At 72.2% G+C, this 23,626-nt stretch carries 24 protein-coding genes and 5 tRNA genes; 20 read left to right on the top strand and 9 right to left on the bottom strand.

Translation table 11 applies throughout. The annotated features are described in order from the left end of the window. Positions 1-263: 263 nt before the first annotated feature. The 9 genes from BLW14_RS08370 (at position 264) to BLW14_RS08330 (ending at position 3,981) form a co-directional block, all read left to right on the top strand. Positions 264-476 (top strand): hypothetical protein, encoded by a 213-nt coding sequence (locus BLW14_RS08370; RefSeq protein ID WP_256332712.1) that lies wholly within the window; start codon positions 264-266, stop codon positions 474-476. Then, a complete protein-coding gene (locus tag BLW14_RS08365; protein WP_093705838.1) occupies positions 473-2,107 on the top strand; it encodes an alpha/beta hydrolase in 1,635 nt (544 codons plus the stop codon). The genes BLW14_RS08370 and BLW14_RS08365 overlap by 4 nt, the downstream gene beginning before the upstream one ends. Before the next feature lie 83 nt (positions 2,108-2,190). Then, entirely contained in the window at positions 2,191-2,649 is a 459-nt protein-coding gene (locus BLW14_RS08360) for a hypothetical protein (protein WP_093705836.1), read from the top strand. Positions 2,650-2,687: 38 nt separating this feature from the next. Beyond that, positions 2,688-3,407 (top strand): HAD family hydrolase, encoded by a 720-nt coding sequence (locus tag BLW14_RS08355; protein ID WP_093705834.1) that lies wholly within the window; start codon positions 2,688-2,690, stop codon positions 3,405-3,407. A gap of 85 nt (positions 3,408-3,492) precedes the next feature. Beyond that, positions 3,493-3,564: transfer RNA gene (locus tag BLW14_RS08350), tRNA-Gln, on the top strand. 27 nt (positions 3,565-3,591) lie between these two features. Further along, positions 3,592-3,664: transfer RNA gene (locus tag BLW14_RS08345), tRNA-Glu, on the top strand. Positions 3,665-3,724: 60 nt separating this feature from the next. Next, positions 3,725-3,797: transfer RNA gene (locus BLW14_RS08340), tRNA-Glu, on the top strand. Between the two features lie 12 nt (positions 3,798-3,809). Continuing rightward, a tRNA-Gln gene (locus BLW14_RS08335) sits at positions 3,810-3,881 on the top strand. Positions 3,882-3,908: 27 nt separating this feature from the next. Further along, a tRNA-Glu gene (locus tag BLW14_RS08330) sits at positions 3,909-3,981 on the top strand. 75 nt (positions 3,982-4,056) lie between these two features. On the opposite strand, the gene BLW14_RS08325 is transcribed toward BLW14_RS08330, so the two are convergent. Beyond that, on the bottom strand, positions 4,057-4,698 hold the full coding sequence (locus BLW14_RS08325) for a MerR family transcriptional regulator (RefSeq protein ID WP_093705832.1): 642 nt from the start codon (positions 4,696-4,698) through the stop codon (positions 4,057-4,059). Positions 4,699-4,785: 87 nt separating this feature from the next. Between BLW14_RS08325 and BLW14_RS08320 the strand changes: the two genes are divergently transcribed. Next, on the top strand, positions 4,786-5,283 hold the full coding sequence (locus BLW14_RS08320; RefSeq protein WP_026242492.1) for a DUF4188 domain-containing protein: 498 nt from the start codon (positions 4,786-4,788) through the stop codon (positions 5,281-5,283). Positions 5,284-5,358: 75 nt separating this feature from the next. Here the strand turns inward: BLW14_RS08320 and ndgR are convergent, their stop codons facing one another. Continuing rightward, positions 5,359-6,075, bottom strand: a complete 717-nt coding sequence (gene ndgR, locus BLW14_RS08315; RefSeq protein ID WP_018521358.1) for an IclR family transcriptional regulator NdgR — start codon at positions 6,073-6,075, stop codon at positions 5,359-5,361. A gap of 174 nt (positions 6,076-6,249) precedes the next feature. On the opposite strand from ndgR, the gene leuC reads away from it, so the two are divergent. From leuC to BLW14_RS08295, 4 genes are all read left to right on the top strand, one after another. Next, entirely contained in the window at positions 6,250-7,674 is a 1,425-nt protein-coding gene (gene leuC / locus BLW14_RS08310; RefSeq protein ID WP_093705830.1) for a 3-isopropylmalate dehydratase large subunit, read from the top strand. 5 nt (positions 7,675-7,679) lie between these two features. Beyond that, complete coding sequence (gene leuD / locus BLW14_RS08305; protein WP_093705828.1) at positions 7,680-8,273, top strand: 3-isopropylmalate dehydratase small subunit; 594 nt, start codon at positions 7,680-7,682, stop codon at positions 8,271-8,273. Positions 8,274-8,377: 104 nt separating this feature from the next. Further along, positions 8,378-8,605, top strand: coding sequence for an SCO5555 family protein (locus BLW14_RS08300; RefSeq protein ID WP_026242491.1), 228 nt, complete (start codon positions 8,378-8,380; stop codon positions 8,603-8,605). A 143-nt stretch (positions 8,606-8,748) separates the two neighbouring features. Continuing rightward, positions 8,749-9,423, top strand: coding sequence for an HU family DNA-binding protein (locus BLW14_RS08295; RefSeq protein ID WP_093705826.1), 675 nt, complete (start codon positions 8,749-8,751; stop codon positions 9,421-9,423). Between the two features lie 96 nt (positions 9,424-9,519). On the opposite strand, the gene BLW14_RS08290 is transcribed toward BLW14_RS08295, so the two are convergent. Next, positions 9,520-9,723, bottom strand: a complete 204-nt coding sequence (locus BLW14_RS08290; RefSeq protein WP_093705824.1) for a hypothetical protein — start codon at positions 9,721-9,723, stop codon at positions 9,520-9,522. Positions 9,724-9,732: 9 nt separating this feature from the next. Continuing rightward, positions 9,733-10,416: a 2-phospho-L-lactate guanylyltransferase gene (cofC, locus tag BLW14_RS08285; protein WP_093705822.1), complete on the bottom strand. Its 684-nt coding sequence runs from the start codon at positions 10,414-10,416 to the stop codon at positions 9,733-9,735. Between the two features lie 163 nt (positions 10,417-10,579). On the opposite strand from cofC, the gene BLW14_RS08280 reads away from it, so the two are divergent. The 3 genes from BLW14_RS08280 (at position 10,580) to BLW14_RS08270 (ending at position 13,566) form a co-directional block, all read left to right on the top strand. After that, positions 10,580-11,332 carry a lysophospholipid acyltransferase family protein gene (locus BLW14_RS08280; protein ID WP_093705820.1) on the top strand — a complete coding sequence of 251 codons (753 nt, stop codon included), beginning with the start codon at positions 10,580-10,582 and terminating at the stop codon, positions 11,330-11,332. Next, a complete protein-coding gene (locus tag BLW14_RS08275) occupies positions 11,329-12,339 on the top strand; it encodes an NAD(P)H-dependent glycerol-3-phosphate dehydrogenase (RefSeq protein WP_093705818.1) in 1,011 nt (336 codons plus the stop codon). The genes BLW14_RS08280 and BLW14_RS08275 overlap by 4 nt, the downstream gene beginning before the upstream one ends. 69 nt (positions 12,340-12,408) lie before the next feature. Continuing rightward, the gene (locus tag BLW14_RS08270; RefSeq protein WP_093705816.1) at positions 12,409-13,566 is read left to right on the top strand and encodes a D-alanine--D-alanine ligase family protein; all 1,158 of its coding nucleotides are present in this window, start codon (positions 12,409-12,411) and stop codon (positions 13,564-13,566) included. A gap of 51 nt (positions 13,567-13,617) precedes the next feature. On the opposite strand, the gene BLW14_RS08265 is transcribed toward BLW14_RS08270, so the two are convergent. Together BLW14_RS08265 and BLW14_RS08260 are read right to left on the bottom strand one after the other, a co-directional pair. After that, positions 13,618-14,106, bottom strand: a complete 489-nt coding sequence (locus BLW14_RS08265) for a DUF3515 domain-containing protein (RefSeq protein ID WP_256332711.1) — start codon at positions 14,104-14,106, stop codon at positions 13,618-13,620. A gap of 20 nt (positions 14,107-14,126) precedes the next feature. Next, positions 14,127-14,360 (bottom strand): Lrp/AsnC family transcriptional regulator, encoded by a 234-nt coding sequence (locus tag BLW14_RS08260; protein ID WP_093705814.1) that lies wholly within the window; start codon positions 14,358-14,360, stop codon positions 14,127-14,129. A 240-nt stretch (positions 14,361-14,600) separates the two neighbouring features. On the opposite strand from BLW14_RS08260, the gene BLW14_RS08255 reads away from it, so the two are divergent. Continuing rightward, complete coding sequence (locus BLW14_RS08255) at positions 14,601-15,572, top strand: thiamine-phosphate kinase (protein WP_019520919.1); 972 nt, start codon at positions 14,601-14,603, stop codon at positions 15,570-15,572. Between the two features lie 10 nt (positions 15,573-15,582). Continuing rightward, a complete protein-coding gene (thiD, locus tag BLW14_RS08250) occupies positions 15,583-16,392 on the top strand; it encodes a bifunctional hydroxymethylpyrimidine kinase/phosphomethylpyrimidine kinase (RefSeq protein ID WP_093705812.1) in 810 nt (269 codons plus the stop codon). Positions 16,393-16,496: 104 nt separating this feature from the next. On the opposite strand, the gene rpmB is transcribed toward thiD, so the two are convergent. After that, the gene (gene rpmB, locus BLW14_RS08245) at positions 16,497-16,682 is read right to left on the bottom strand and encodes a 50S ribosomal protein L28 (protein WP_026171429.1); all 186 of its coding nucleotides are present in this window, start codon (positions 16,680-16,682) and stop codon (positions 16,497-16,499) included. Positions 16,683-16,949: 267 nt separating this feature from the next. Here rpmB and BLW14_RS08240 point away from each other — a divergent pair, with 267 nt between their 5' ends. Further along, positions 16,950-18,584 (top strand): DAK2 domain-containing protein, encoded by a 1,635-nt coding sequence (locus BLW14_RS08240; RefSeq protein ID WP_093705810.1) that lies wholly within the window; start codon positions 16,950-16,952, stop codon positions 18,582-18,584. A 164-nt stretch (positions 18,585-18,748) separates the two neighbouring features. On the opposite strand, the gene BLW14_RS08235 is transcribed toward BLW14_RS08240, so the two are convergent. Next, entirely contained in the window at positions 18,749-21,664 is a 2,916-nt protein-coding gene (locus BLW14_RS08235; protein WP_093710678.1) for a hypothetical protein, read from the bottom strand. Next, positions 21,661-23,553 (bottom strand): HSP90 family protein, encoded by a 1,893-nt coding sequence (locus BLW14_RS08230; RefSeq protein WP_093705808.1) that lies wholly within the window; start codon positions 23,551-23,553, stop codon positions 21,661-21,663. The genes BLW14_RS08235 and BLW14_RS08230 overlap by 4 nt, the downstream gene beginning before the upstream one ends. Positions 23,554-23,626: the final 73 nt, after the last annotated feature.

The raw sequence follows: 23,626 nt of genomic DNA, 5'->3' as shown, positions 1-23,626 counted from the left end.
CCGGACCCCGTACGGGGGCCCGGCCTCCGCCCTTTTCCCGCGGCCTCCCGCCGGATTCCGGCCGCCTCGGCGCGGTATCCGGCCTCTTTCAGGAATTTGCTTGCGGGAAATCACGCCTCGGCTACTGTCGGTCGGGTGTCACCCGGAGGGGGTCCGGTGTGGCTGACGGGGGGAGAAGATGGGCGACTATCTCAACATTTCGGCATCCGAGCTGTACGCCTCGGCGGGCGCCGCGGACACGCTCGTAGGATTTGCACGGTCCTTTGCGTACCGCGATCGACGACATCGCCGCAGCGGCTTCCGCGTTCCGCGCCTGGGACGACCAGGGCCGTATCGCTGCCGTCGGCACGGGCTGGGGCGACGCCCTGACGGATCTGAAGGACCACCTCGCCGAACACGCGAAGGGGCTGCGCCTGCTGGCCGACGGCCACAGCATCACCGATACGGACGTCAGAGACTGCTTCGAGGGCTGGTGAGCGATGTGCCGGAGCTCTTCGCGCAACTCCTGCGCCAGGACTTCTCGGACCTGGAGGCCGCCACCGGCTCCTGGCAGAAGCTGACCGAGGCCCTGGACGACGCCCGGACCGGCAGCGGCAAGCGCGTCTCGGGGCCGCTGCACAAGGCCGGGTGGGCGGGCGTCGCGGCCCACTACGGCTTCGCCGCCCTCGAAGCCACCGAGAGCAAGTTCCGGACCGCCCAGACGAACGCACAACTCATCCGTACCGTTCTGAGCACGCTCAGCACGCGGATGCAGGCCGCCCAGCGCAAGCTGCGCCACGCCGTGTCCGACGCCGAGTCGGCCGGCCACACCGTCACCGAGGACGGCTGGGTCGAGCCGAGGCAGGCAGTCGATCCGGCGTACCACAACGACCCGGACTACGCGGACGCTCAGCAGCGGGCCAACGCCGGGCTCGGCGGCTTCAGGGCCCGCATCGACGCGGCAGTGGCGGAAGCCCGGCGAGTCAGCAGCGAAGCGGCCGAACTCCTGCATCAGATCGACCCGTTCGACCTGGACAAGCAGTACGGCGGCGCCCAGGCGGCCCAGGACGCGGAGCGGGTCGGGAAATTCGCCGGTCTCAGCAGGGACGACATCCCGGACGGGAAGCATCCGCAGCGGGCCGCCGACTGGTGGGCGGGTCTCACCGCCGAGCAGCGGGCCTTCTACGCGGCCGCCTTCCCCGACGAGGTCGGCAGGATCGACGGGCTCCCGACGGCCGTCCGGGACCAGGCGAACCGGACGGTTCTCGACATGGCGCTCAACGACTACTCCCTGCGGGAGGGCGATCTCGGGTACCACGACCGCGACAGCTACCGCTCGCTCGCCGCGCTCAAGGACCGGCTGGACCAAGAGGACACAGCCCCCGCGCACAAGCGGCTGTATCTGCTGGGCTTCGACACGTCCAAGGACGGCCGCGCGATCGTCGCCGTCGGCAACCCGGACACGGCCCGCCACACGGCCGTCAACGTACCGGGCACGGGCAACCAACTGAACAGCGTGAACGGCCAGATCAACCGTGCCGCGAAGCTCCAGCGGGCCGCCGGACACTCGAGCGACGGCGGGGCGGCGGATGTGGCGGTCGTCTCCTGGCTGGACTACAACGCCCCCGAAGCGAACTTCGACTCGGTCAAGGAACTGGAGTTGAACTTCGGCATCGCCACTCAGGGCCGCGCACAGGACGGAGCAGAGGATCTGCGCGACTTCACGCACGGTCTGCGAGCCGCGCACGAGGGGGAGCGCAGCCACCTCACGGTGTTGTCCCACAGTTACGGTTCAACGGTCGTCGGTGCGGCCGATTCCGCCGGAGGCGGGCTCGACGCCGACGACATGGTGGTCGTGGGAAGCCCGGGCATGGCCGCCGACCGTGCCGACCAGCTCCACATCGATCCCGAGCACCTGTACGTGGGTACGGCGAAGGACGACTGGGTCTCCGACACCTTCGGTGACACGACGCTCGGCGCGGACCCCAAGGATCCGGGATTCGGGGCACAGCGCATGTACGTGGACACGGGCGGCCACGGCGGCTACTGGGACGACGGCAGCACGAGCCTGGAGAACCAGGGCCGCATCATCAGCGGGCTCACTCCTCTCAGAGGAGGATCGAGCTGATGCCGCGCCGCTTGTCCGCGCCCGTATCCACTAGTCGTCGGAGTGCCGCTGCTCTGGCTCTGGTTCTGCTTCTGGGAGGCTGCATGTCCGACGAAGGCGCCAACGATCCGCTTCCCCGCATGAGCAAGGAGAAGGCCGAGAAGTGGGCCAAGCACTGGGCCGATTCCCTGGTCGGTACGGCCCGGGCCCGCCTCGTCCCCGAAACGGCCCGCCCGAGCGCGGATTTCACCGATTGCGTCGGTCGCAACGGTGAGACAGCCGACGACGGCAGGTTCGACCTGAGTTACTCGGTGCACGGCACTCTTCCCCGCGCGGGCCACGCCGCAGCGGTGACCGCCGTCAAGGAGGCTCTGAAGAAGAAGGGCTTCGAGATCCAGGGCTTCGCCGTCAACAGGGACGAGGAGCCGGCGAACGCCGTGGACGCACGGCATCCGGAGGATCATCAGTCCGTCTCCTTGGCGTCGGTGGGCAAGGACCTTCTCGTCTTCGTCGTGAACACCCCGTGCCTGCTGCCGCCCGGCGTCGACCAGCAGCAGTTCTGACCTCCCGCCGCGCGGGAACAGCGCGATAGCGTGGCCGCATGCCCATCAGAGCCGTCCTCTGGGACATCGACGACACGATCTTCGACCACACGACGGCCGCCGCCACCGGCATGGCCCGGCATCTCGCGGCGGAGGGGCTGCCCCCGGGGCACACCACGGCCGAAGCGGCCGTCGAGGCGTGGCAGCGGGTCTCGCAGCGGCACTGGGCGCGGTTCTCCGCCGGGGAGACCGACTGGCAGGGGCAGCGGCGGGACCGGGCCAGGGAATTCCTGGGGCGGGTGATGGACGACGACGAGGCCGACGCCTGGTTCGATCGCCATGTCTCCCACTACGAGTCCGCATGGGCCCTCTTCCCGGACGCCGTACCCGCGCTCGACGCCCTGGCGGGGACGTACCGGCACGCCGTGCTGTCCAACTCGGCCCTGGAGTCCCAGCACCAGAAGCTCACGGTGCTCGGGGTGCGCGACCGGTTCGAGTCCCTGCTCTGCGCGGCGGAGCTGGGCGTCTCCAAGCCCGCCGCCGGCGCGTTCCTGGCCTCCTGCGAGGCGCTGGGGCTCGATACGCACGAGGTGCTGTACGTCGGGGACGAACCCGACATCGACGCGGCGGGTGCGACGGCCGCCGGTCTCACCGGCGTCTGGCTGGACCGGCGCGGCCTCGGCGGGCGGCCGGAGCTCACGCGGATCACGGGGCTGGACCAGCTGCCCGGGCTGCTCGCGGGCAATACCCGTTTTGGAGCGTCGGACACCTTCGGGTAATGTTCTTCCTGCGCCGCCCGAGCGGGCCGAAAGATCCGGCCGGGAAGCGCAGACAGAAACAAGACCCCCAGGGGTTGCGTTTCAGTGGGCTATGGTGTAATTGGCAACACTACGGTTTCTGGTACCGTCATTCTAGGTTCGAGTCCTGGTAGCCCAGCGCAGTACAGAGCAAATCGCAGGACAAGCCCCCGTTGTGTAGCGGCCTAGCACGCTGCCCTCTCACGGCAGTAGCGCCGGTTCGAATCCGGTCGGGGGTACAGATCCTTCCCGCGAGATCATCTGGGTCGCACCCACGGTCTCGATGCAGGATCGCTAGGGCCCCCGTTGTGTAGCGGCCTAGCACGCTGCCCTCTCACGGCAGTAGCGCCGGTTCGAATCCGGTCGGGGGTACTTGCAACACCATGGGCTATGGTGTAATTGGCAACACTACGGTTTCTGGTACCGTCATTCTAGGTTCGAGTCCTGGTAGCCCAGCGCAGTACAGAGCAAATCGCAGGACAAGCCCCCGTTGTGTAGCGGCCTAGCACGCTGCCCTCTCACGGCAGTAGCGCCGGTTCGAATCCGGTCGGGGGTACAACAGGCAACAAGCGGAAGGCCCCTCACTCCGGTGAGGGGCCTTCCGCTTGTACGCGGCCCCGGCCCGCCCCGCTCAATACCCGTACCGCCGGGCCGATTCCTCCTCCTGGGCGAGCCGGTGCAGCGACGTCAGCAGCGGCTCGTACAGCACCGCCGACGCCACCGCCATCTCCACCTGCTGGGCGCGGTCCGGGTACGTCTCCAGCAGGTCCAGGTCCCGCACGGCCACCTCGTGCATCAGCCGGGCGTGCTCCTCCAACTGCGCGCTCTCGTACGGGTAGCCGAGCCGGGCGAGGGTGGCCAGGCCCGCGACGAGCGAGCGGTGGGCGGGGGAGAGCTCGCCGATCTCCCGGGCGCCCGTCCACTCCAACCGCTCCAGCAGGGCGTCGACTTCCGCGCGCGCCGCCGCCGTCTCCGGGGCCTCCTCGTCCGGCTCGGGGCCGTGCGGCAACGCCCAGAGGGCGGCGCCCAGGCGGATCGTACGGCCCAGCGAGTCGTCGTCGACGTGGGCCAGCACCTCGCGGGCCGTGGCGACGGGCAGGCGGCCGACCTGGAGCAGGGCCCGGACCAGGCGCAGCCGGCGCAGATGGCTCTCGTCGTACTCCGCCTGCGTCGCGCTCAGCCGCTCGCCCGGCGGCAACAGCCCCTCGCGCAGGTAGTACTTGATCGTCGCGGTCGCGATGCCGCTGCGCTCGCTCAGTTCCGAGAGTCGCATGCCGTCCTTCCCTTGCGTCCGCCCTTGGGCAGTGCCACTATCCAACCATTGGATAGTGGCACTCTCCAACAGGCCCAGGGGGCTCGTGTGTTCACGAAAATCATGCCGGGAAGGACGACTGCCGCGGCGCAGGGCGATGTCGTCGTCCTGCTGATCGGCATGCGCATCAACCACTTCAGGGGCGTGCACCACTGGCTGCCGGTCATGTTGGCGATGCTGCGCATGCTGCGGGAGTTGAAGGCGGACAGGGCCAGGGGGCTGCTGGGCCACATCCTGCTGTCCGGCTCGCCACGGACGTACTACGTCGTCCAGTACTGGGAGTCGAAGGAGAAGCTGTACGCGTACGCCTCGGCGCCCGACATGTTCCACCGCAAGGCGTGGGCGATGCTCAACCGCAAGGAGAAGAACTCCCGGCAGCACGTGGGGCTGTGGCACGAGACCTACATCGTGCCCGAGGGCGGCTACGAGTCCATCTACGCCGACATGCCGGCGTACGGACTGGCCGCTGCGACGGGGTCGCTGCCGATCGAGGGACGGGGCCGCCGCGCGGCGGACCGGCTCGCGCATCGATCCGGCGCGAAGTAACACGGGGAGGGGCTGGAAGAGGGCCGCCACGACGCTGGGGCGGCCACGGGGGGAGAGGGGGGCGCGGCCCGGGGCTCAGCCGTTGCGGCGCAGCGCCTCGCTCAGCCGGGCGGCCGAGTCGATGACGGCCTGGGCGTGCATCCGGCCCGGGTGCCGGGTCAGCCGCTCGATCGGTCCGGAGACCGAGACGGCGGCGACCACCCGGTTCGACGGGCCGCGCACCGGGGCGGAGACCGAGGCCACGCCCGGCTCGCGCTCACCGATCGACTGGGCCCAGCCGCGCCGACGCACGCCCGAGAGCGCCGTCGCCGTGAAGCGGGCGCCCTGGAGGCCGCGGTGCAGGCGCTCCGGCTCCTCCCAGGCCATCAGGATCTGCGCGGAGGAGCCCGCCTTCATGGTCAGCGTGGAGCCGACCGGCACGGTGTCCCGCAGTCCGGACAGCCGCTCCGCCGCCGCCACGCAGATCCGCATGTCGCCCTGCCGGCGATAGAGCTGCGCGCTCTCGCCGGTGATGTCGCGCAGATGCGTGAGCACCGGCCCGGCCGTGGCCAGCAGGCGGTCCTCGCCGGCCGCCGCGGCCAGCTCGGAGAGCCGGGGGCCGAGAATGAACCGGCCCTGCATGTCCCTCGCCACCATCCGGTGGTGTTCCAGTGCCACGGCCAGCCTGTGGGCCGTGGGTCGTGCGAGCCCGGTCGCCGCGACCAGCCCGGCGAGGGTGGCCGGCCCGGACTCCAGGGCGCTCAATACCAGAGCCGCCTTGTCGAGAACGCCGACGCCGCTAGAGTTGTCCATACGACGATACTCGCGTCTCACTCTGTGAAACGCAAGTTCAATTTTCCCCGGAAGTTGCGAACCTGTACCGGCGGCCCCACAACGGCCCGTAGCCACCGCCCCGCTCGGGGGTCCGGACGGGGGCGCACCGAATCTCTAGTTGGGCCGGCGATGACGCCGGCCGGAGGGAAAGCGATGGGTAGGACACTCGCGGAGAAGGTTTGGGACGACCACGTCGTCCGGCGCGCCGAGGGCGAGCCCGACCTCCTCTTCATCGATCTGCACCTGCTGCACGAGGTGACCAGCCCGCAGGCCTTCGACGGGCTGCGGCAGGCCGGACGCCCGGTGCGGCGCCTCGACCTCACCATCGCCACCGAGGACCACAACACCCCGACCCTCGACATCGACAAGCCGATCGCCGACCCCGTCTCCCGCGCCCAGCTGGAGACGCTGCGAAAGAACTGCGCGGAGTTCGGCGTCCGGCTGCACCCGCTGGGCGACGTCGAGCAGGGCGTCGTGCACGTGGTCGGCCCGCAGCTGGGCCTGACCCAGCCCGGCACCACCGTGGTCTGCGGCGACTCCCACACCTCCACGCACGGTGCGTTCGGCGCCCTCGCGTTCGGCATCGGCACCAGCCAGGTCGAGCACGTGCTGGCCACCCAGACGCTGCCGATGGCCCGCCCGAAGACCATGGCGATCACCATCGACGGCGAACTGCCCGACGGCGTCACCGCCAAGGACCTGATCCTCGCGATCATCGCCCGGATCGGCACCGGCGGCGGCCAGGGCTACATCCTCGAATACCGCGGCTCCGCCATCGAGAAGCTCTCGATGGAGGCCCGGATGACCATCTGCAACATGTCGATCGAGGCCGGCGCGCGGGCGGGCATGATCGCCCCCGACGAGACCACCTTCGACTACCTCAAGGGCCGCGACCACGCCCCACAGGGCGAGGACTGGGACGCCGCCGTCGCGTACTGGAAGACGCTGCGCACCGACGAGGACGCGGTCTTCGACGCCGAGGTGGTCATCGAGGCCGCCGAGCTGGCGCCGTTCGTCACCTGGGGCACCAACCCCGGCCAGGGCGCGCCGCTGTCGGCCAACGTCCCCGATCCCGCTTCGTACGAGGACGCCTCGGAGCGCAACGCCGCCGAAAAGGCCCTGGAGTACATGGGGTTGACCGCGGGGCAGCCGCTGCGCGAGATCAACGTGGACACCGTCTTCGTAGGCTCCTGCACCAACGGCCGCATTGAGGACCTGCGCAACGCCGCCGCGATCCTGGACGGCCGCAAAGTCGCCGACGGCGTACGGATGCTGGTCGTCCCGGGCTCCGTCCGGGTCGCCCTCCAGGCCGTCGACGAGGGCCTGGACAAGGTCTTCACCGCGGCCGGCGCCGAATGGCGGCACGCGGGCTGCTCGATGTGCCTCGGCATGAACCCCGACCAGCTGGCCCCCGGCGAGCGCTCCGCCTCCACCTCGAACCGCAACTTCGAGGGCCGGCAGGGCAAGGGCGGCCGCACGCACCTGGTCTCGCCGCAGGTCGCCGCCGCCACCGCCGTGCTGGGCCATCTGGCCTCGCCCGCCGACCTGTCCGACGCCCGTACGCCCGCCGGAGTCTGAGAATCATGGAAGCTTTCACCGCACACACCGGCCGGGCCGTCCCGCTGCGCCGCAGCAACGTCGACACCGACCAGATCATCCCCGCCCACTGGCTGAAGAAGGTCACCCGGGACGGCTTCGAGGACGGGCTCTTCGAGGCCTGGCGCAAGGACGAGAACTTCGTCCTCAACCGCCCGGAGCGCCAGGGCGCCTCCGTCCTGGTGGCCGGCCCCGACTTCGGCACCGGCTCCTCCCGCGAACACGCCGTCTGGGCCCTGCAGAACTACGGGTTCAAGACCGTCATCTCGTCCCGGTTCGCCGACATCTTCCGCGGCAACTCGCTGAAGAACGGTCTGCTGACCGTGGTCCTGGACCAGAAGACCGTCGACGCGCTCTGGGAGCTGACGGAGGCCGACCCGACGGCCGAGGTGACCGTCGACCTGGAGGCCCGGCAGGTCCGTGCCGAGGGCATCACGGCCGACTTCGAGCTCGACGAGAACGCCCGCTGGCGGCTGCTGAACGGGCTGGACGACATCAGCCTCACCCTTCAGAACGAAGCCGACATCGCGGCTTACGAGGCGGCCCGGCCGGCCTACAAGCCCCGCACAATTCAGGCCTGATCAGCGCGTTTTCAGGACTGCGCCCCCTGCCTTCTGGTAGGGGGCGCAGTCGTTTGTTGGGACCCCGTCGGGCGACAACTCGCCCCAGATGGCACAATCGGTGCATGGAACGCGACAGCCAACTCAAGCTTTACGGCCAAGTCGCCGACCAATTGAAGGAAGCGCACTCACGGGTGCGCGCACTGCAAGTCCCGGACGGCGTAAGGATGGCGTTGAACCGGAAGCTGATGGTCGTGACGGCCACGGCGAAGCACGATCTCCCGGGCGCGGCAAGGCGTCTGGACCGGTTGATGAAGGACCTCGACGAGGGCCGATTCCCCGAAGGTGACTGACTCCGCAGAACTGCGCGGCGGTCGACTTCGTTGCGGCACTAGGGTGATTAGCCCGTTTCGTGTTTGATTTGCGGTATATATCTGCCTAACGTGCGAAAAAGCCTGAACAGATTCGTTCCGGCAATGTCTCCGAAGGGGAAGACGTGAACAAGGCGCAGCTCGTAGAAGCGATTGCCGACAAGGTCGGCGGCCGGCAGCAGGCCGCGGACGCCGTCGACGCGGTGCTCGACGCGATCGTCCGCGCGGTTGTAGCGGGGGACCGGGTCTCGGTCACCGGCTTCGGCTCGTTCGAGAAGGTCGACCGCCCCGCCCGCTACGCGCGCAACCCGCAGACGGGTGAGCGCGTACGGGTCAAGAAGACCTCGGTGCCCCGCTTCCGCGCGGGCCAGGGCTTCAAGGACCTGGTGAGCGGCTCCAAGAAGCTCCCCAAGAACGACGTGGCCGTGAAGAAGGCCCCCAAGGGCAGCCTCTCGGGCGGTTCTTCCACCCGTACGACGGCCAAGGCCGCCGCCAAGAAGGCCACCGCGAAGAAGGCCGTGGCGAAGAAGGCCACCGCCAAGAAGGCGACCCCGGCGAAGAAGACCACCACCGCCGCCGCCAAGAAGACCACCGCGACCGCGAAGAAGACCTCGCCCGCGAAGAAGACGACGGCGGCCGCGAAGAAGGCCACCCCGGCGGCGTCGAAGTCGGCCGCGGCCAAGAAGACCACCGCCGCCAAGACCGCGCCCGCCAAGAAGACCACGGCGAAGAAGGCGCCCGCGAAGAAGACCACCGCGCGCACGACCACGGCCAAGAAGGCCACCGCGCGCAAGAAGTGAGACCGGGCCACAGGGCCCCCACACGCGCCGGGCCGGGCTCCCCTCGGGGAGCCCGGCCCGCGGGCTGTCCGGGGGGAGCACCCACCCCGCGACGGCTCAGAACGTCTGAAGTGTCACCAGGCTGATCCGAAGCCCGGCCCCCTCGCCCTCGCCCTCGATCCGCACCCGCTGCCCCGGACGCAGCAGCCGCAGGCCGCCGGCGTCGAAGGCCGCCGCGTCGAAGTCCACCGGGGTGCCGTCGTCGAGCAGCACACTGCCGCTGCGGGTCACGGGGTCGTACGTGTACGAGGTCGCCTGCATGGGGGCAGACTATCGGTCCGGCGCGAACGCCCCGGCGCCCCAGCGCCCCGCGGTGAACGGGCCGACGCCCAGCGCCAGCGCCACCCGCAGGTCCTCCCCGGTGTCCACGTCCCGGCGCACCGAATCGATCCCCGGCAGCGTGATTTCCACCGCGCCCGACGCCAGGTGGCGCGCCCGCGACGGACCGCCGAAAGCGGGCCGCAATTCCACCCCCGGGCCCGCCGACAGAAATGTCGTCCCGATTCCCGCCGCATCGGGAACAAATGCGCGGGGAAAAGCGGCAGAGAATTCGAGGACCCGGGACAATTCCGCCGGCCGCAGCGCGGGCAGATCCGCGTTGAGCGCGGCCAGCGGCGCGCCCGGTCTGGCCGCCCGGGCCACCCCCTCACCGTGCGCGAGGGCCGCGTTGAGCCCCGCGGCCGGGGAGTCCGGCACGACGCGGGCGCCGAGCGCGCCCAGCGCCGCCCCCGCCGCCGTGTCGTCCGTGACGACCACCACATCCGCCACGTCCGGACAGGACAGCGCGGCGGCCACCGTGTCACGGGCGAAGGCCAGGGCCAGCCGGGGCCGCAACAGGGCGCCGGAGGCGGGCGCCAGCCTGCTCTTGGCCCGCGCCAGTGGCTTCAACGGGACGACCAGCGACCAGCGGCCGGCCGGGTCGCTGGTCGTGGCGGTGCCTGACTCGATACGCATCGCCGCCTATTCTCGCCTGCCGGTGCGCCGACCCGGAGGGGCGCTCCCCGGGGCGAGGCGTACGGTGTTCTCGACAGAGCAGGGGCCTGGGGCGAGACTTGACCCTCGGTAGTCAGGCAGCGATCAGCTCCACGGTCCCGTTCGCAGAGGAAAGGTTGTCCGAGTGTCCCGCCGCAGAATCGGCTTCTGGTACCGCCTGGCGGCGGTCATCGCGAAACCGCCACTGGTCGTTCTGTTCAAGCGCGACTGGCGGGGAACGGAACACATTCCGGCCGACGGCGGATTCATCACGGCGGTCAACCACAACTCGTACCTGGACCCGCTCTCGTACGGGCACTTCCAGTACAACACCGGCCGCGTGCCGCGGTTCCTGGCCAAGGCCGGGCTCTTCAAGGCCCCCTTCGTCGGCATGATGCTGCGCGGCACCGGCCAGATCCCCGTCTACCGCGAGACCACCAACGCCCTGGACGCCTTCCGGGCCGCGGTGAACGCCATCGAGCGCGGCGAGTGCGTCTGCTTCTACCCCGAGGGCACCCTCACCCGTGACCCCGACATGTGGCCGATGGCCGGCAAGACCGGCGCCGCCCGCGTCGCGTTGATGACCCGCGCCCCCGTGATCCCCGTCGCGCAGTGGGGCGCGAACGAGGTGATGCCGCCGTACGCCACGGAGAACAAGGTGCGCCTCCTGCCCCGCAAGACCCTCCGGGTCCAGGCGGGGCCGCCCGTCGACCTCGCCCGGTTCTACGACAAGGAACCGACGCCCGAGCTGCTGCGCGAGGTCACCGAGGTGATCATGCGGGCGGTCACCGCGCAACTGGAGGAGGTCCGGGGGCAGCAGGCACCCGCCGAGCCCTACGATCACCGCAAGGCCCGCGCCGAACAGCGGCGCAAGGCCCAAGGAGAGGGACTCACGTGACGCACCCCGCGAAGGCCGCCGTCTTCGGTACCGGCTCATGGGGTACGGCCTTCGCCATCGTCCTCGCGGACGCGGGCTGCGAGGTGACGCTCTGGGGCCGCCGGGCCGAGGTCGCCGAGGCCGTCAACACCACCCGTACCAACCCCGACTACCTGCCGGGCATCGAACTGCCCGCCTCCGTCCGGGCCACCACCGACGCCGCCGAGGCGCTGCGCGGCGCCGACTTCGCGGTCCTCGTCGTGCCCTCCCAGACGCTGCGCGCCAACCTCGCCGACTGGGCCCCGCACCTGGAGCCGCAGACGGTGCTCGTCTCTCTGATGAAGGGCGTCGAACTCGGCACCGCCAAGCGGATGAGCGAGGTGATCGAGGACGTCACCGGGGTGTCCCCGGACCGCGTCGCCGTCGTCACCGGGCCCAACCTCGCCAAGGAGATCGCCGAACGCCGCCCCGCCGCGGCCGTCGTCGCCTGCCGGGACGAGTCCGTCGCCCAGCGCCTCCAGGCCGCCTGCCACACCCCGTACTTCCGCCCGTACACCAGCACCGACGTGGTCGGCTGCGAACTCGGCGGCGCCGTCAAGAACGTCATCGGCCTCGCCGTCGGCATCGCGGACGGCATGGGGCTCGGCGACAACGCCAAGGGCTCGCTCATCACCCGCGGCCTCGCCGAGACGATCCGTCTGGGCGCGGCCATGGGCGCCGACCCGCTGACCTTCTCCGGACTCGCCGGTCTCGGCGACCTGGTGGCCACCTGCTCCTCGCCGCTCTCGCGCAACCACACCTTCGGCACCAACCTAGGCCGGGGCATGACGCTCCAGGAGACCATCGCCGCCACCAAGCAGACCGCCGAGGGCGTCAAGTCCTGCCAGTCGGTGCTCGACCTGGCCCGCAGGCACGGCGTCGAGATGCCGCTGACCGAGACCATCGTCGGCATCGTCCACGAGGGCAAGCCGCCGAAGGTCGCGGTCAAGGAGCTGATGTCGCGCAGCGCCAAGGCCGAACGGCACTGACCCCGTTCGGCCCCGGGCGGCCCGTGCCACGCTGACGCGACCGGTACCAGCAGGTACGCTCATCGCGATATGAGCAGCGAGAACCTCCCCCAGAGCACGGAGCAGCAGCTCCGCAAGCCGCGTGTGGCCGTCGTGTTCGGCGGCCGCAGTTCCGAACACGGCATTTCGGTGGTCACGGCCGGCGCCGTCCTGAACGCCATCGACCGGACCAAGTACGACGTCCTGCCGATCGGCATCACGACGGACGGCCGCTGGGCGCTCACCGCCGACGAACCGGAACGCATGGCCATCGCGGACCGGCGGATGCCGGACGTGGACCAGCTCGCCGAGTCCGACGAGGGCGGCGTCGTGCTCTCCGTCGACCCCGGCAGCCGCGAAGTCGTCTACACCGAGCCCGGCGCGGTGCCCAAGGCGCTCGGCGAGGTCGACGTCGTCTTCCCCGTCCTGCACGGCCCGTACGGCGAGGACGGCACCCTTCAGGGCCTCCTGGAACTGTCCGGCGTGCCCTACGTGGGCGCCGGCGTCCTGGCCTCGGCCGTCGGCCAGGACAAGGAGTACATGAAGCGCGTCTTCACCTCCTTCGGCCTCGCCGTCGGCCCGTACCTGGTCGTCCGGCCCCGCGAGTGGGACAACGATCCGGCCGGCGCCCGCGAGCGCATCACCGGCTTCGCCGCCGAGCACGGCTGGCCGCTCTTCATCAAGCCCGCCCGGGCCGGCTCGTCCATCGGCATCACCAAGGTCGACGACGCCTCCGGCCTGGACGCGGCCATCGAGGAGGCCCGCCGCCACGACCCCAAGTTCCTCGTCGAGTCGCTGCTGCGCGGACGCGAGATCGAGTGCGGGGTCCTGGAGTTCGAGGAGGGGCCGCGCGCCAGCGTGCCGGCCGAGATCCCGCCGGTCACCGCGCACGACTTCTACGACTTCGAGGCCAAGTACATCGACGCCGCCTCCGGGATCGTGCCGGCGCCGCTCACCGCCGAGCAGACCGCCGAGGTCCAGCGGCTCGCCGTCGACGCCTTCGAGGCGTGCTCCTGCGAGGGCCTGGTGCGCGCCGACTTCTTCCTCACCGAGGACGGCCGCTTCGTCATCAACGAGATCAACACCCTGCCGGGCTTCACCCCGATCTCCATGTACCCGCGCATGTGGCAGGAGAGCGGCGTCAGCTACCCGCAGCTGGTGGACCGCCTCATCCAGGCGGCGCTGGCCCGGCCGACCGGACTGCGCTGATCCACCCCGGGCACGGCGAAGGGCGTGCGCTCCCCGCAGGGGACGCACGCCCTAGAGCCGGTTCGGCACCGTCTTCTTCACCGCCGGGGCGAGCGCCGCGAGCGGGGTCGTGTCGTGTGCGTACGCCTTTGAGAACGACACCTCGACGTACGCCTTGCGCAGGGTGGTCGTCAGCCGGGGGCCATCGTCCTCCCGCTGCTCCAGCATCCAGTTGACGCCGTTCGCGGTGATCCCCTTCGACTGGTCGTCGTCCATCTCCGCGGGGCGCTCGACCCCGCAGCGCAGTACGATCGCCCCGTCCCCCCACCCGGCGGTCAGTGCCGAACCGGGTTCGGGATCACTCCGCTCCAGACCGGCCACGGTATCCGGCAGTTCCCCGTCCAGCGCGCGGCAGTAGGCTGCGGCTTCCGGGGACGGAGAAGGCACCGTGACCGACGCCGTCCCGTCGCCCGCGGAGCAGCCCACCGCGGCCAGCAACAGCAGGGCGGCGGATGGACCGAGGAGCACGGAGCGGGGGAGCCGGCGGCTGGAGGACGTCACCGGCCCAGCGTAGACGGGGGCTAGAGGTGAACGACCGGGCAGGTCAGGGTTCGGGTGATGCCGTCCACTTGCTGGACCCGTGCCACCACCATGCGTCCGAGTTCGTCGACCGTGTCGGCCCGGGCGCGCACGATCACGTCGTAGGGGCCGGTGACGTCTTCTGCCTGGATGACTCCCGGGAGCTTTGCGATGGTCTCGGCGACGATCGACGCCTTGCCCACCTCGGTCTGAATGAGGATGTACGCCTGTACCACGGAACCTCCAGAGCGGCCACGAGGATCATGTGGGGGAAAGGGACGCCACGTTATCGCGTCGCCACGCGCGGCGGGGAGACCCACGGGGCGGATGACGTCCTCAGCGTGGCGTACAGAACGCACAAGTTGACGTATCTCTTGACAGTACCGACAGCAGTGACGGCACGCGACCGCGAGTGGGGCGGCGCGCACGGGGGACAGGCCGGAGCGTCCGGCCCGACAGATGAGAGGTGACACTCGGTGAAGGCAACCGTGGGCGAGTTGGGGGAGTTCGGGCTCATCAGAGAGCTCACGTCCCGGCTCACCACCACTCCGGCGGTCCGGCTAGGCCCGGGCGACGACGCCGCGGTCGTGACCGCCCCCGACCGCAGGGTCGTGGCCAGCACGGACATCCTGCTGGAGGGACGGCACTTCCGGCGCGACTGGTCGACGGCGTACGACGTGGGCCGCAAGGCCGCCGCGCAGAACCTCGCCGACATCGCCGCCATGGGCGCCGTGCCCACCGCACTGCTCCTCGGCCTCGTCGTCCCCGCCGAACTCCCGGTCACCTGGGCCGCGGAGCTGATGGACGGCCTGCGCGACGAGTGCCAGGTCGCGGGGGCGGCCGTGGTCGGCGGTGACGTGGTCCGCGGTGACACCATCACCGTGGCGATCACCGCGCTCGGCGACCTGCGCAACCACGAGCCCGTCACCAGGGCGGGCGCCCAGCCCGGTGACGTCGTCGCCGTCACCGGCTGGCTCGGCTGGTCCGCCGCCGGGTACGCCGTGCTCTCCCGGGGGTTCCGCTCTCCCCGGGCCTTCGTCGAGGCCCACCGCCGCCCCGAACCGCCGTACCACGCGGGCCCCGCCGCCGCCGGGCTCGGCGCCACCGCCATGACCGACGTCAGCGACGGGCTCGTCGCGGACCTCGGGCACATCGCCGAGGCCAGCAAGGTCCGCATCGACCTGCGCTCCGGGCTCATCGACGTACCGTCCCAGATGTCGGACATCGGGCAGGCCGTCGGCGTCGACCCCCTCCAGTGGGTGCTGACCGGCGGCGAGGACCACGCGATCGTCGCGACCTTCCCGCCCGACGTGAAGCTGCCGGCCCGCTGGAAGGTGATCGGCGAGGTCCTCAACCCCTCGGCGCTGCCCCAGGTGACGGTCGACGGAGCCCCCTGGACCAGCAAGAACGGCTGGGACCACTTCGGCGACATCGAGGACGCCCAGTAGATTGCGGCCCATGCCGATAATCACCTCCGTACCGCCCCGCGTGCTCACCGTCGCCGGATCCGACTCCGGCGGCGGTGCGGGTATCCAGGCCGACCTCAAGACGATGCTCGCGCTCGGCACGCACGGGATGAGCGTGCTCACCGCCGTCACCGCGCAGAACTCCCTCGGCGTCCAGGGTGCCTGGGAACTGCCCCCCGACGCGGTCCGCGCCCAGTACCGCAGCGTCGTCGACGACATCGGCGTCGACGCGGTCAAGACCGGGATGCTGGCGTCCGCGCCGCTCGTCGAGACCGTCGCGGAACTCCTCGCGGGGACCGACGCACCCGTCGTCGTCGACCCGGTCGGCGTCTCCAAGCACGGCGACCCGCTCCTCGCCGCGGACGCCCTCGAATCGGTCCGCACGAAGCTGCTGCCCGTCGCGACCGTGGCGACCCCGAACCTGGACGAGGTGGCGCAGCTCACCGGCATCACCGTCACCGACGAGGCCGGGATGCGCCGGGCCGCCGGCGTACTGCTCGGATTCGGGCCCCGCTGGGTCGTGATCAAGGGCGGTCACCTGCCCGGCGACCCCGTCGACCTGCTCACCGACGGCAGCGAGGAGCACTGGCTGCGCGCGCCCCGCCACGACAACCGGCACACCCACGGCACCGGCTGCACCCTCGCCTCCGCCATCGCGAGCCATCTGGCGCGGGGTGCCGGGGTGGAGGCGGCGGTCCGGGCCGCGAAGGAGTACGTCACCGGCGCGATCGAGGCGGGCTTCCCGCTCGGCACGGGCATCGGCCCGGTCCGCCACGGCTGGCGACTGCGCGACGCCGGCTGACCGGGCGGGCGGCCGGCCCCGGCGCCCGGGCACAGCAAAAAGCCGGTCCACCGAGGTGGACCGGCTTTTTGGGCAACCGGTAGGGCTGCGCTACGACGGGAACGTCAGCGCGCGACCTTGCCGGCCTTGATGCACGAGGTGCAGACGTTGAGCCGCTTCGGCGTCCGACCGACCACGGCACGCACGCGCTGGATGTTGGGGTTCCAGCGACGGGACGTACGGCGGTGCGAGTGCGAAATGTTGTTGCCGAAGCTCGGCCCCTTGCCGCAAACGTCGCAGTTGGCAGCCACGGGTCACTCCAAAGACTTCAGATGCACTTACAGTGAATTCCGATACGCCGGATTCAGGAACTGAAATGGCGGTACCGGGGGAATGTCCCGACTCTCGTCGGGCAACCGAAGCAGCATACAACGCCTGCTCCGGAGATACGAAACTACCATGGGTTCCACCGCCCCCCCTCCCCGCCCCCGGACCGGCCGCGGCCCTCCACCGGCGCTAACCTGCGGTGCAGCCAGCAGTCCGCCCCCCATTCCGAGTCCCTTCCGAGGAGCCCCGAGGTGCCGCAGACCGCCGACGAACCGGATGCCGTCGCGGTACGGACATGGTGCGCGCTGGCCCTGGACGCGCTCGGCCGGGAGCGCGAGGCGATCGACGCGATCAACGTCTACCCGGTCGCCGACGGGGACACCGGCACCAACCTCTACCTGACCGTGGAATCCGCGGCGGCCGCCGTCGAAGCGGTCTTCGCCGCCCACGAGACCGGCACCTCGGTCCCCTCCGCCGCCGACGCCGTACGGGCCATGGCCCACGGCGCCCTGATCGGCGCCCGGGGCAACTCCGGCACGATCCTCGCCCAGCTCCTGCGCGGCATGGCCGGCGTCCTCGCGGAGGGCACCGGCGGCGACCGGATGCGCCTCGCCCTCGACCGGGCCGCGGCCTGGGCCCGCGATGCCGTCGCCCACCCCGTCGAGGGCACCGTCCTGACCGTCGCGGACCGGGCCGCGGCCGCCGCCGGACGCGCGGCGCCCGGCGCGGACACCGCCGAGGTGGCCCGGGCCGCCTACGAGGGGGCGCGCGCCGCGCTGGACGCCACCCCCGGACAGCTCCCCGCCCTCGCCAGGGCCGGGGTCGTCGACGCGGGCGGGCGCGGTCTGGTCACCCTGCTCGGCGCCCTGGTCCAGGCCGTCTCCGGACGGGCCCCGGAGCGGCCGTACGAGGCCGTCCCATTCGTCCCGCCGCCCGCCGACGACGCGGAGTGCCCGGCGGCCGACGGGGACGGGGACGGCGGCCCCGCCTTCGAGGTCATCTACCTGCTGGAGGCCGGCGACGAGGCCGTCGAGCGCCTGCGTACCCGGCTGGACACGCTCGGCGACTCGCTGGTGGTGGTCGGCGGCGACGGCCTGTGGAACGTCCACGTCCACGTCCACGACGCGGGCGCCGCGGTTGAGGCCGGAGTCGAGGCCGGGCGGCCGTACCGCATCCGGATCACCCACTTCGCCGCCGACCGCGCGCACGCCCGCCCCGAGCCCGCCCGCCGCGCGGTCGTCTCGGTCGTCCCGGGCGAAGGGCTGGCCGCCCTGTGCCGGGAGGCCGGCGCGACCACCGTGCTCGCCCGGCCCGGCGAACCGCCCGCCAGCGGCGAACTCGTCGACGCGATCCGCCGCGCCCACGCCCGCGAGGTGGTCCTGCTGCCCAACGACGCGGACCTCCGCCACACCGCCGCTGCCGCCGCCGAACAGGCCAGGGCCCAGGGTGTCCGGGTCGCCGTCGTCCCGACCCGGGCCGCCGTCCAGGGCATCGCGGCCCTGGCCGTCCACGAGCCGGACCGCAGCTTCGACGAGGACGTGGTCGCCATGACCGCGGCGGCCGGCGCGACCCGCTACGCCGAACTGGCCGTCGCCGAACGGCAGTCCTGGACCTCGGCGGGCATCTGCCAGGCCGGCGACATCCTCGGCCTCATCGACGGCGACGTGGCCGTCATCGGCCAGGACGTCCCCGCCACCGCCCGCAGGGTCCTGGACCGCATGCTCGCGGCCGGCGGCGAACTGGTCACCCTCGTCCTCGGCCGGAACACCCCGCCCCTCCTCGCGGACTCCCTGGAACAACACGTCCGCGAGGCCCACTTGGCAGTGGACACGACGACCTACGAGGGCGGCCACCAGGGAGCACCACTGCTGATCGGCGTGGAGTAGGCCCACCGAATCAAGCCTGTCCGGCGATCGAGGACGGAACCCCGCGCCAGTCGGACCGGCGAATCAAGCCCGTCCGGCGATCGAGGACAAGACGGCGCGCCGGACGACCCGGGCGCTACAAGCCCCCGGCCCGCTGCCCGCCAGGGCCGCGCCGCCCGCCGGGGCTATGCCGCGCCGGTCACATACGCCCGCACCGACTCCGCCTCCGCCCGCCGCGCGTCCACCGTCTCGTCCGTCCCCTCCGGCACCCCCTCGTACGCCTCCAGCACCACCCGTACCCGCTCCAGCGCCGCCGGCCCCCGGCCGAGATCCGCCTCCAGCCACGCGGCCATCAGCACCGCGGCCGTGCTGAGGCCGAGGTGGCCGGACCCCGCCGAGCGGAAGGTCTCCGCCGCCCGCCCGGCGTAGCCCAGCGCCTCCTCGTACGCCGACCGCACCGGGTCGTCCGGCGCCTCGCCCGGCTCGCCCTCGCAGGACTGGACGATCAGGTCGGCCGTCTGCCGGTACGTGCTCGCCAGCTCCGCCTCCAGCTCAGGACGCGCCGCGCACTCCCGCTCCGCCTCGGCCATGAACTTCCGCGCCTCGGCCGGCCGGTCCTCCCGCAGGGCGATCCAGGCCCGGACCCGCAGCGTCCGTACCAGACCCGGCATCTCGTCCAGCGACCGCCACAGCTCCCCGGCCCGCGCGTAGGCGCGCTCGGCCTCCGGGTTCAGCTCGGCCCGGTACAGGGCCTGCCCGGCGAGCTGGGCGAGCATCGCGTGGTCATGCTGCTCCGGCCACCCGCGCGCGATGTCCGCAGCGCGCAGCCAGTGCTCCGCCGCCACCCTCGGCTCGTCGAGCGCCGTCAGCGCGTCGCCGAGCCACCACAGCGTCTGGACGAGCATGCCGTCGCCGTGGTGCTCGGCCGAGATGTCCGGCAGGACGGCCTCCAGCACGGCCGCCGCCTCCGCCGCGCGCCCCAGCGGCAGCAGCCAGCCACCGAGCTGGTGCCGGGTGTAGACACCGAGCGTGTCGCCCTCGCCGGCCTCGTCCGCCCAGTGCGAGGCGTCCAGGGCGCGGTCGGCCGCCTCGGAGAGCTGCCCGGAGGCGGCGAGTATCTCGGCCAGCCGGAGATGGAGCCGGGCCAGCCCGGACGGGCCGGCGAACGGCTCCCCGTGCTCCAGAGCCTTCCGCGCGGCCCGTTCCGCCGTCGCGAAGTCCTCCAGACCGGCGGCGGTCTGCGCCGTCCAGGTCTCGTACTCCACCGCGGCCCAGGGCAGCCCGGCCCCGTACACCTCGGCGGACGCCCGCTCGTACAGCCCGAGGGCTGTCTGGGCGTCGCCCCGGTGCGCGGCGACGTCCCCGAGGAAGCCCAGCGCCTCCGCGGTCCGGGTGGCGATCCGGTCCTCGCCGCCCCGGGGCTCGGTGAACGCCAGCACCTCGCGGGCCGCCTCTTCGAGCTCCGCGACGGCGGCCTCGTGCGCCTTCCCCTCCTGTGCCCGCAGCATCCGCTGCTCGGCGATCCGGGCCCGGCAGACCAGGACGCCGGACGCCTGCCGGGCGGTGGCCCCGCCCCCGGCGTGCAGCGTGAGGGCCCGCTCCACCAGCGGCGCGATCAGGGCCGCCGCCTCATCGGCCGCCCCGGCCAGGGCCCGGGCGAACACGCCCCTGGCCCGCGCCGCGACGGCCTCGCCCGCGTCGCCCCCGGCCTCGTACAGCCCGGCCGCCCTCGCGAACGCCTCCGCGGCCTCGGCGGGCGGCCGGCTGCCGTCCATCGCGCGGTGGTCCTCCAGGTTCGCCCGGTCCAGGGTCGCGAGCTCCGCGCCTTCGGCCCCGGCCCGCTCGCCCACCGCCTGCCAGGCATCGCGGGCCTCGGGGTGCTGCGCCTCGGACAGCCGGTACGCCTGGGCGAGCAGCCCGGCCAGGTCCCGCGCCTGCGCCTCGGCGGCCGCAGCCGCCGGACGTACGGGGGCGGGCGCCGCGTTCACCGGCCGCGCGGACCGTACACCCAGCGGCAGCCGGTCGAGCAGCGGGACCCGCGCCAGGCGTTCGCGCGTCTCCTCGCCCACGTACCCGTTGCCGTTGCGCGCGTCGAAGCGGGCGGCGAGGTCCAGCGCCCGGGCCCGGGCCTCGACCGCGAGAGACGCGGCCGTCCACTCCGTCCCCGCCGGGCCGGGCACCGGCTGACCGCCGTGGCCGAGCGCGACCAGCCGGTCCATCAGCAGGGCGGTCACGGTCAGGAAGCTCAGCAGGCTGCCCGGGTTCCCGCTGTCGGTGAAGTACGCCGGCCGCTCCGCGAGGATCTCCACGCCCCGGGCCTCGTTGCCGGTCAGCGCGCAGAACTCGATGTGCAGCGCGGCCGAGTAGCGCATGCTCTCCATCGGCCGGACCATCCGGTACCCGCGCAGGTGGTGCGCCCGCGCCTGTTCCGCGCGGCCCGTCCGCAGCAGGGGCAGCAGGGAGGACGCAAGCACCGCGTGCGGCTCGTGCGCGCAGACGTGCTCGCCGTCCAGCACCGGCGCCCAGCTCTTCAGCGCCTCCTCGTCCCGGCCGTTCCACACGTGCCAGGCGCCCTGCCCGTGCAGCTCGCAGGCGTGGCAGTTGGCCATCCGGTCCCGGTCGGCGGCCAGCCAGGCGGTGAACGCCCGCTCGCCCCGCTCCCGGTCGCCCAGGTGCCGGGCGATCTCCAGCTCGCCCTGGCGCACGGCCCGCTCCGAATGCCCGGCCAGCCGGTAGCGGTGCTCCATCTCCGCCTGCCACTTCTCGATCGAGGCGAGCGGGATGTGCGGCTGGTCGGTCATCGAGCTGGAGACCCACTTGAACATCCAGAACAGATGGTGGGTCATGAAGTCACTGAACTCGCCCGGCTGTTCGTCCCACATGCGCAGCAGCCGCGCGAAGGGGACGAACATCTTGTCCTTCTCGGAGCTGTAGTTGTAGACCTGCAGCTGGTGGACCAGGGCCTCGATCAGCAGCCCGGCGTCCCCGCACTGCTCGGCCTCGGCGAGCAGCCGCTCCGAGCGGGCGTTGCGCGCGGGCCCCTCCGGCTCGTCCTGGTTCTCCCGCAGGGCCCGGCGGATCGTCTCGGCGTCGGCGCTCATCGGCCGTCCTCCTGGGGGTTCACGGGCGGGATGCGGTCGCTTCCGGGCGGCGCGGCCGGCGGTGCGGCCGGGGGCGCGGCCCACTCCAGGAGCCCCAGGAACGCGCGGTTCAGCAGCGCCGAGTCGGCCGGCCGCAGCGGCCGTTGCGCCATCAGCAGGGCCTGCCCGTACAACGCCTCCGTCGCCGTCGCGGCCAGCTCCGGGGTGCCCAGCGCACCGATCCGGCGGATCAGCGGATTGAGCTGGTTCAGTACGAGCCGGGCGCGCGGCGCGCTCCCGCGCAGCGAGCCCAGGATGCCCGCCCACAGGTCGTCCGCCTGCTCCTCGGCCTCCGCCCTCGCCTGCTCGTGACGGGCCGACCGGTCGTCCAGGTGCAGCGCCGGCGTGGTCACCGGATGGAAGGCGCGCAGCACCACGTCGCAGCCCAGCGGGTCGAGCCGGGCGCGCGCCGCCGCCAGGAACGGGCCGAGCGCCAGCTCCTCGCGCGGATCGACGGCGTCCAGATGCGCGGTCACCGTGTCCGCGTCCAGCTCCGCGACCACCGTCCCGGGCCGGGCCGCGGGCAGTCGCTCGACCAGCTCGGTGTCGTAGGTGTAGCCGCCGTTGACGACCCCGATGCCCTGCGCGGACGCGATCGGCGCGACCTGCCGGAACTCCTCCACGGACCGCGTGAAGTGCACCACCGGGTGGCGCCGGGCGAACTCCTCCAGCGACAGCCGCCCGTCCGTCGTCTCGAACGGCAGCCACGGCAGCATCGTCCGCCACATCGCGTCGTCGTGCCGGGCCAGCGACTTCACGCCGAGGTGGTGCACGCCGAGGAACTGCGCCAGCCGCTCCGGGTCCCCCGCGGCGAGTCCGGTCAGCCACTCCCTGATCCGGTCGCCCAGCGCGTCCCGTACGGCCGCCAGCGTCTCGTCCGCGTACAGCGCCTCCCGCGAGGCGGTGGGCCGCAGGCTGTCCGTGTCGATCACGCACCGCACGAAGAACGCCCACTCGGGCAGCAGTTCGTCCGCCCGGTCCGTCAGCAGCATGCCCTTGAGATGAACACGGTGGCCCGCCCGCTGCGCCGGGCTGACCGCCGACGGCAGGACGTGCGCCACCCCGCGTATCCCCGCCGCCGGCAGCGCGAGGTCGATCGTGTCGAGCGGGGTGAAGCCGAACTGCTCGTGGCAGTGGCGCGCCAGCGCGACCCGCCGCGCGGCCGGGCTCGGGTACGGCCGGTCCCACACCGCCGGCAGCGCGGTGACGGCCGCCTCGCCGACCCGGACGTCGTACGGCAGCAGCGAACCGAAGTCACGGGCCAGCGACAGCACCCGCTCCTCGGTCAGCCATTCTGCGCTGCCCGGCCGGGCGGTCAGATGCACCGTCGTCCCGGGCTCCGGGCGCGCGCTGTCGGGCAGCGTACGGACGGTGTACGAACCGTCGTCCCGCGCACACCACTCCACGGGCGGCTGTCCGGGCGTCCGGGCGGACCGGCTCACCACGCGGATCTCGGCGGCCACCACGAAGCACGCCAGCAGCCCGATGCCGAACTGCCCGAGGAACCCGGCACGCGCCGAGGCGAGGCCCTCGGCACCGTCCCGCTTGGAGCTGCGGCCGATCGTGGCGAGCAGGCTGTGCACATCCGCCTCGGTCAGGCCGATGCCGCTGTCCTCCACCCGCAGCCGGCCCTCCTCCGCGTACAGCCGCACCAGCGCGGGCGTGTCCGGCTCCTCGGCGCGGCGGGCTGTGATGGCGTCGACGGCGTTCTGGAGCAGCTCGCGCAGATAGACGCGGGGCGAGGAGTAGAGGTGATGGGAGAGGAGGTCGACCAGCCCGCGCAGATCCACCTGGAAGGTGTGCGGTTCCCTGGTGACGGCGGATTCGGTTGCTGAAGTCTCAGATGTCATCGTCGCAGCGCCGGTGGGGGGACAGGGGATGCCTGATGACAGCGCGGGTCGGGCGATCCCGGGGAGGTGATCG

Source organism: Streptomyces sp. 2131.1 (assembly GCF_900105515.1).
GTDB classification, from domain to species: Bacteria; Actinomycetota; Actinomycetes; order Streptomycetales; family Streptomycetaceae; genus Streptomyces; species Streptomyces drozdowiczii.
The sequence above is the reverse complement of the archived record's forward strand: the minus strand, read 5'-3'. Positions and strand labels throughout refer to the sequence as shown.

Excerpts from the sequence above, each read along its gene's own strand:
- BLW14_RS08270 (WP_093705816.1), top strand. The coding sequence starts at position 12,409 with ATGAGCAGCGAGAACCTCCCCCAGAGCACGGAGCAGCAGCTCCGCAAG.
- BLW14_RS08360 (WP_093705836.1), top strand. The coding sequence starts at position 2,191 with ATGTCCGACGAAGGCGCCAACGATCCGCTTCCCCGCATGAGCAAGGAG.
- ndgR (WP_018521358.1), bottom strand. The coding sequence starts at position 6,075 with ATGGACAACTCTAGCGGCGTCGGCGTTCTCGACAAGGCGGCTCTGGTA.
- thiD (WP_093705812.1), top strand. The coding sequence starts at position 15,583 with ATGCCGATAATCACCTCCGTACCGCCCCGCGTGCTCACCGTCGCCGGA.
- BLW14_RS08300 (WP_026242491.1), top strand. The coding sequence starts at position 8,378 with ATGGAACGCGACAGCCAACTCAAGCTTTACGGCCAAGTCGCCGACCAA.
- leuD (WP_093705828.1), top strand. The coding sequence starts at position 7,680 with ATGGAAGCTTTCACCGCACACACCGGCCGGGCCGTCCCGCTGCGCCGC.
- BLW14_RS08230 (WP_093705808.1), bottom strand. The coding sequence starts at position 23,553 with ATGACATCTGAGACTTCAGCAACCGAATCCGCCGTCACCAGGGAACCG.
- BLW14_RS08325 (WP_093705832.1), bottom strand. The coding sequence starts at position 4,698 with ATGCGACTCTCGGAACTGAGCGAGCGCAGCGGCATCGCGACCGCGACG.
- cofC (WP_093705822.1), bottom strand. The coding sequence starts at position 10,416 with ATGCGTATCGAGTCAGGCACCGCCACGACCAGCGACCCGGCCGGCCGC.
- leuC (WP_093705830.1), top strand. The coding sequence starts at position 6,250 with ATGGGTAGGACACTCGCGGAGAAGGTTTGGGACGACCACGTCGTCCGG.
- BLW14_RS08235 (WP_093710678.1), bottom strand. The coding sequence starts at position 21,664 with ATGAGCGCCGACGCCGAGACGATCCGCCGGGCCCTGCGGGAGAACCAG.
- BLW14_RS08290 (WP_093705824.1), bottom strand. The coding sequence starts at position 9,723 with ATGCAGGCGACCTCGTACACGTACGACCCCGTGACCCGCAGCGGCAGT.
- BLW14_RS08355 (WP_093705834.1), top strand. The coding sequence starts at position 2,688 with ATGCCCATCAGAGCCGTCCTCTGGGACATCGACGACACGATCTTCGAC.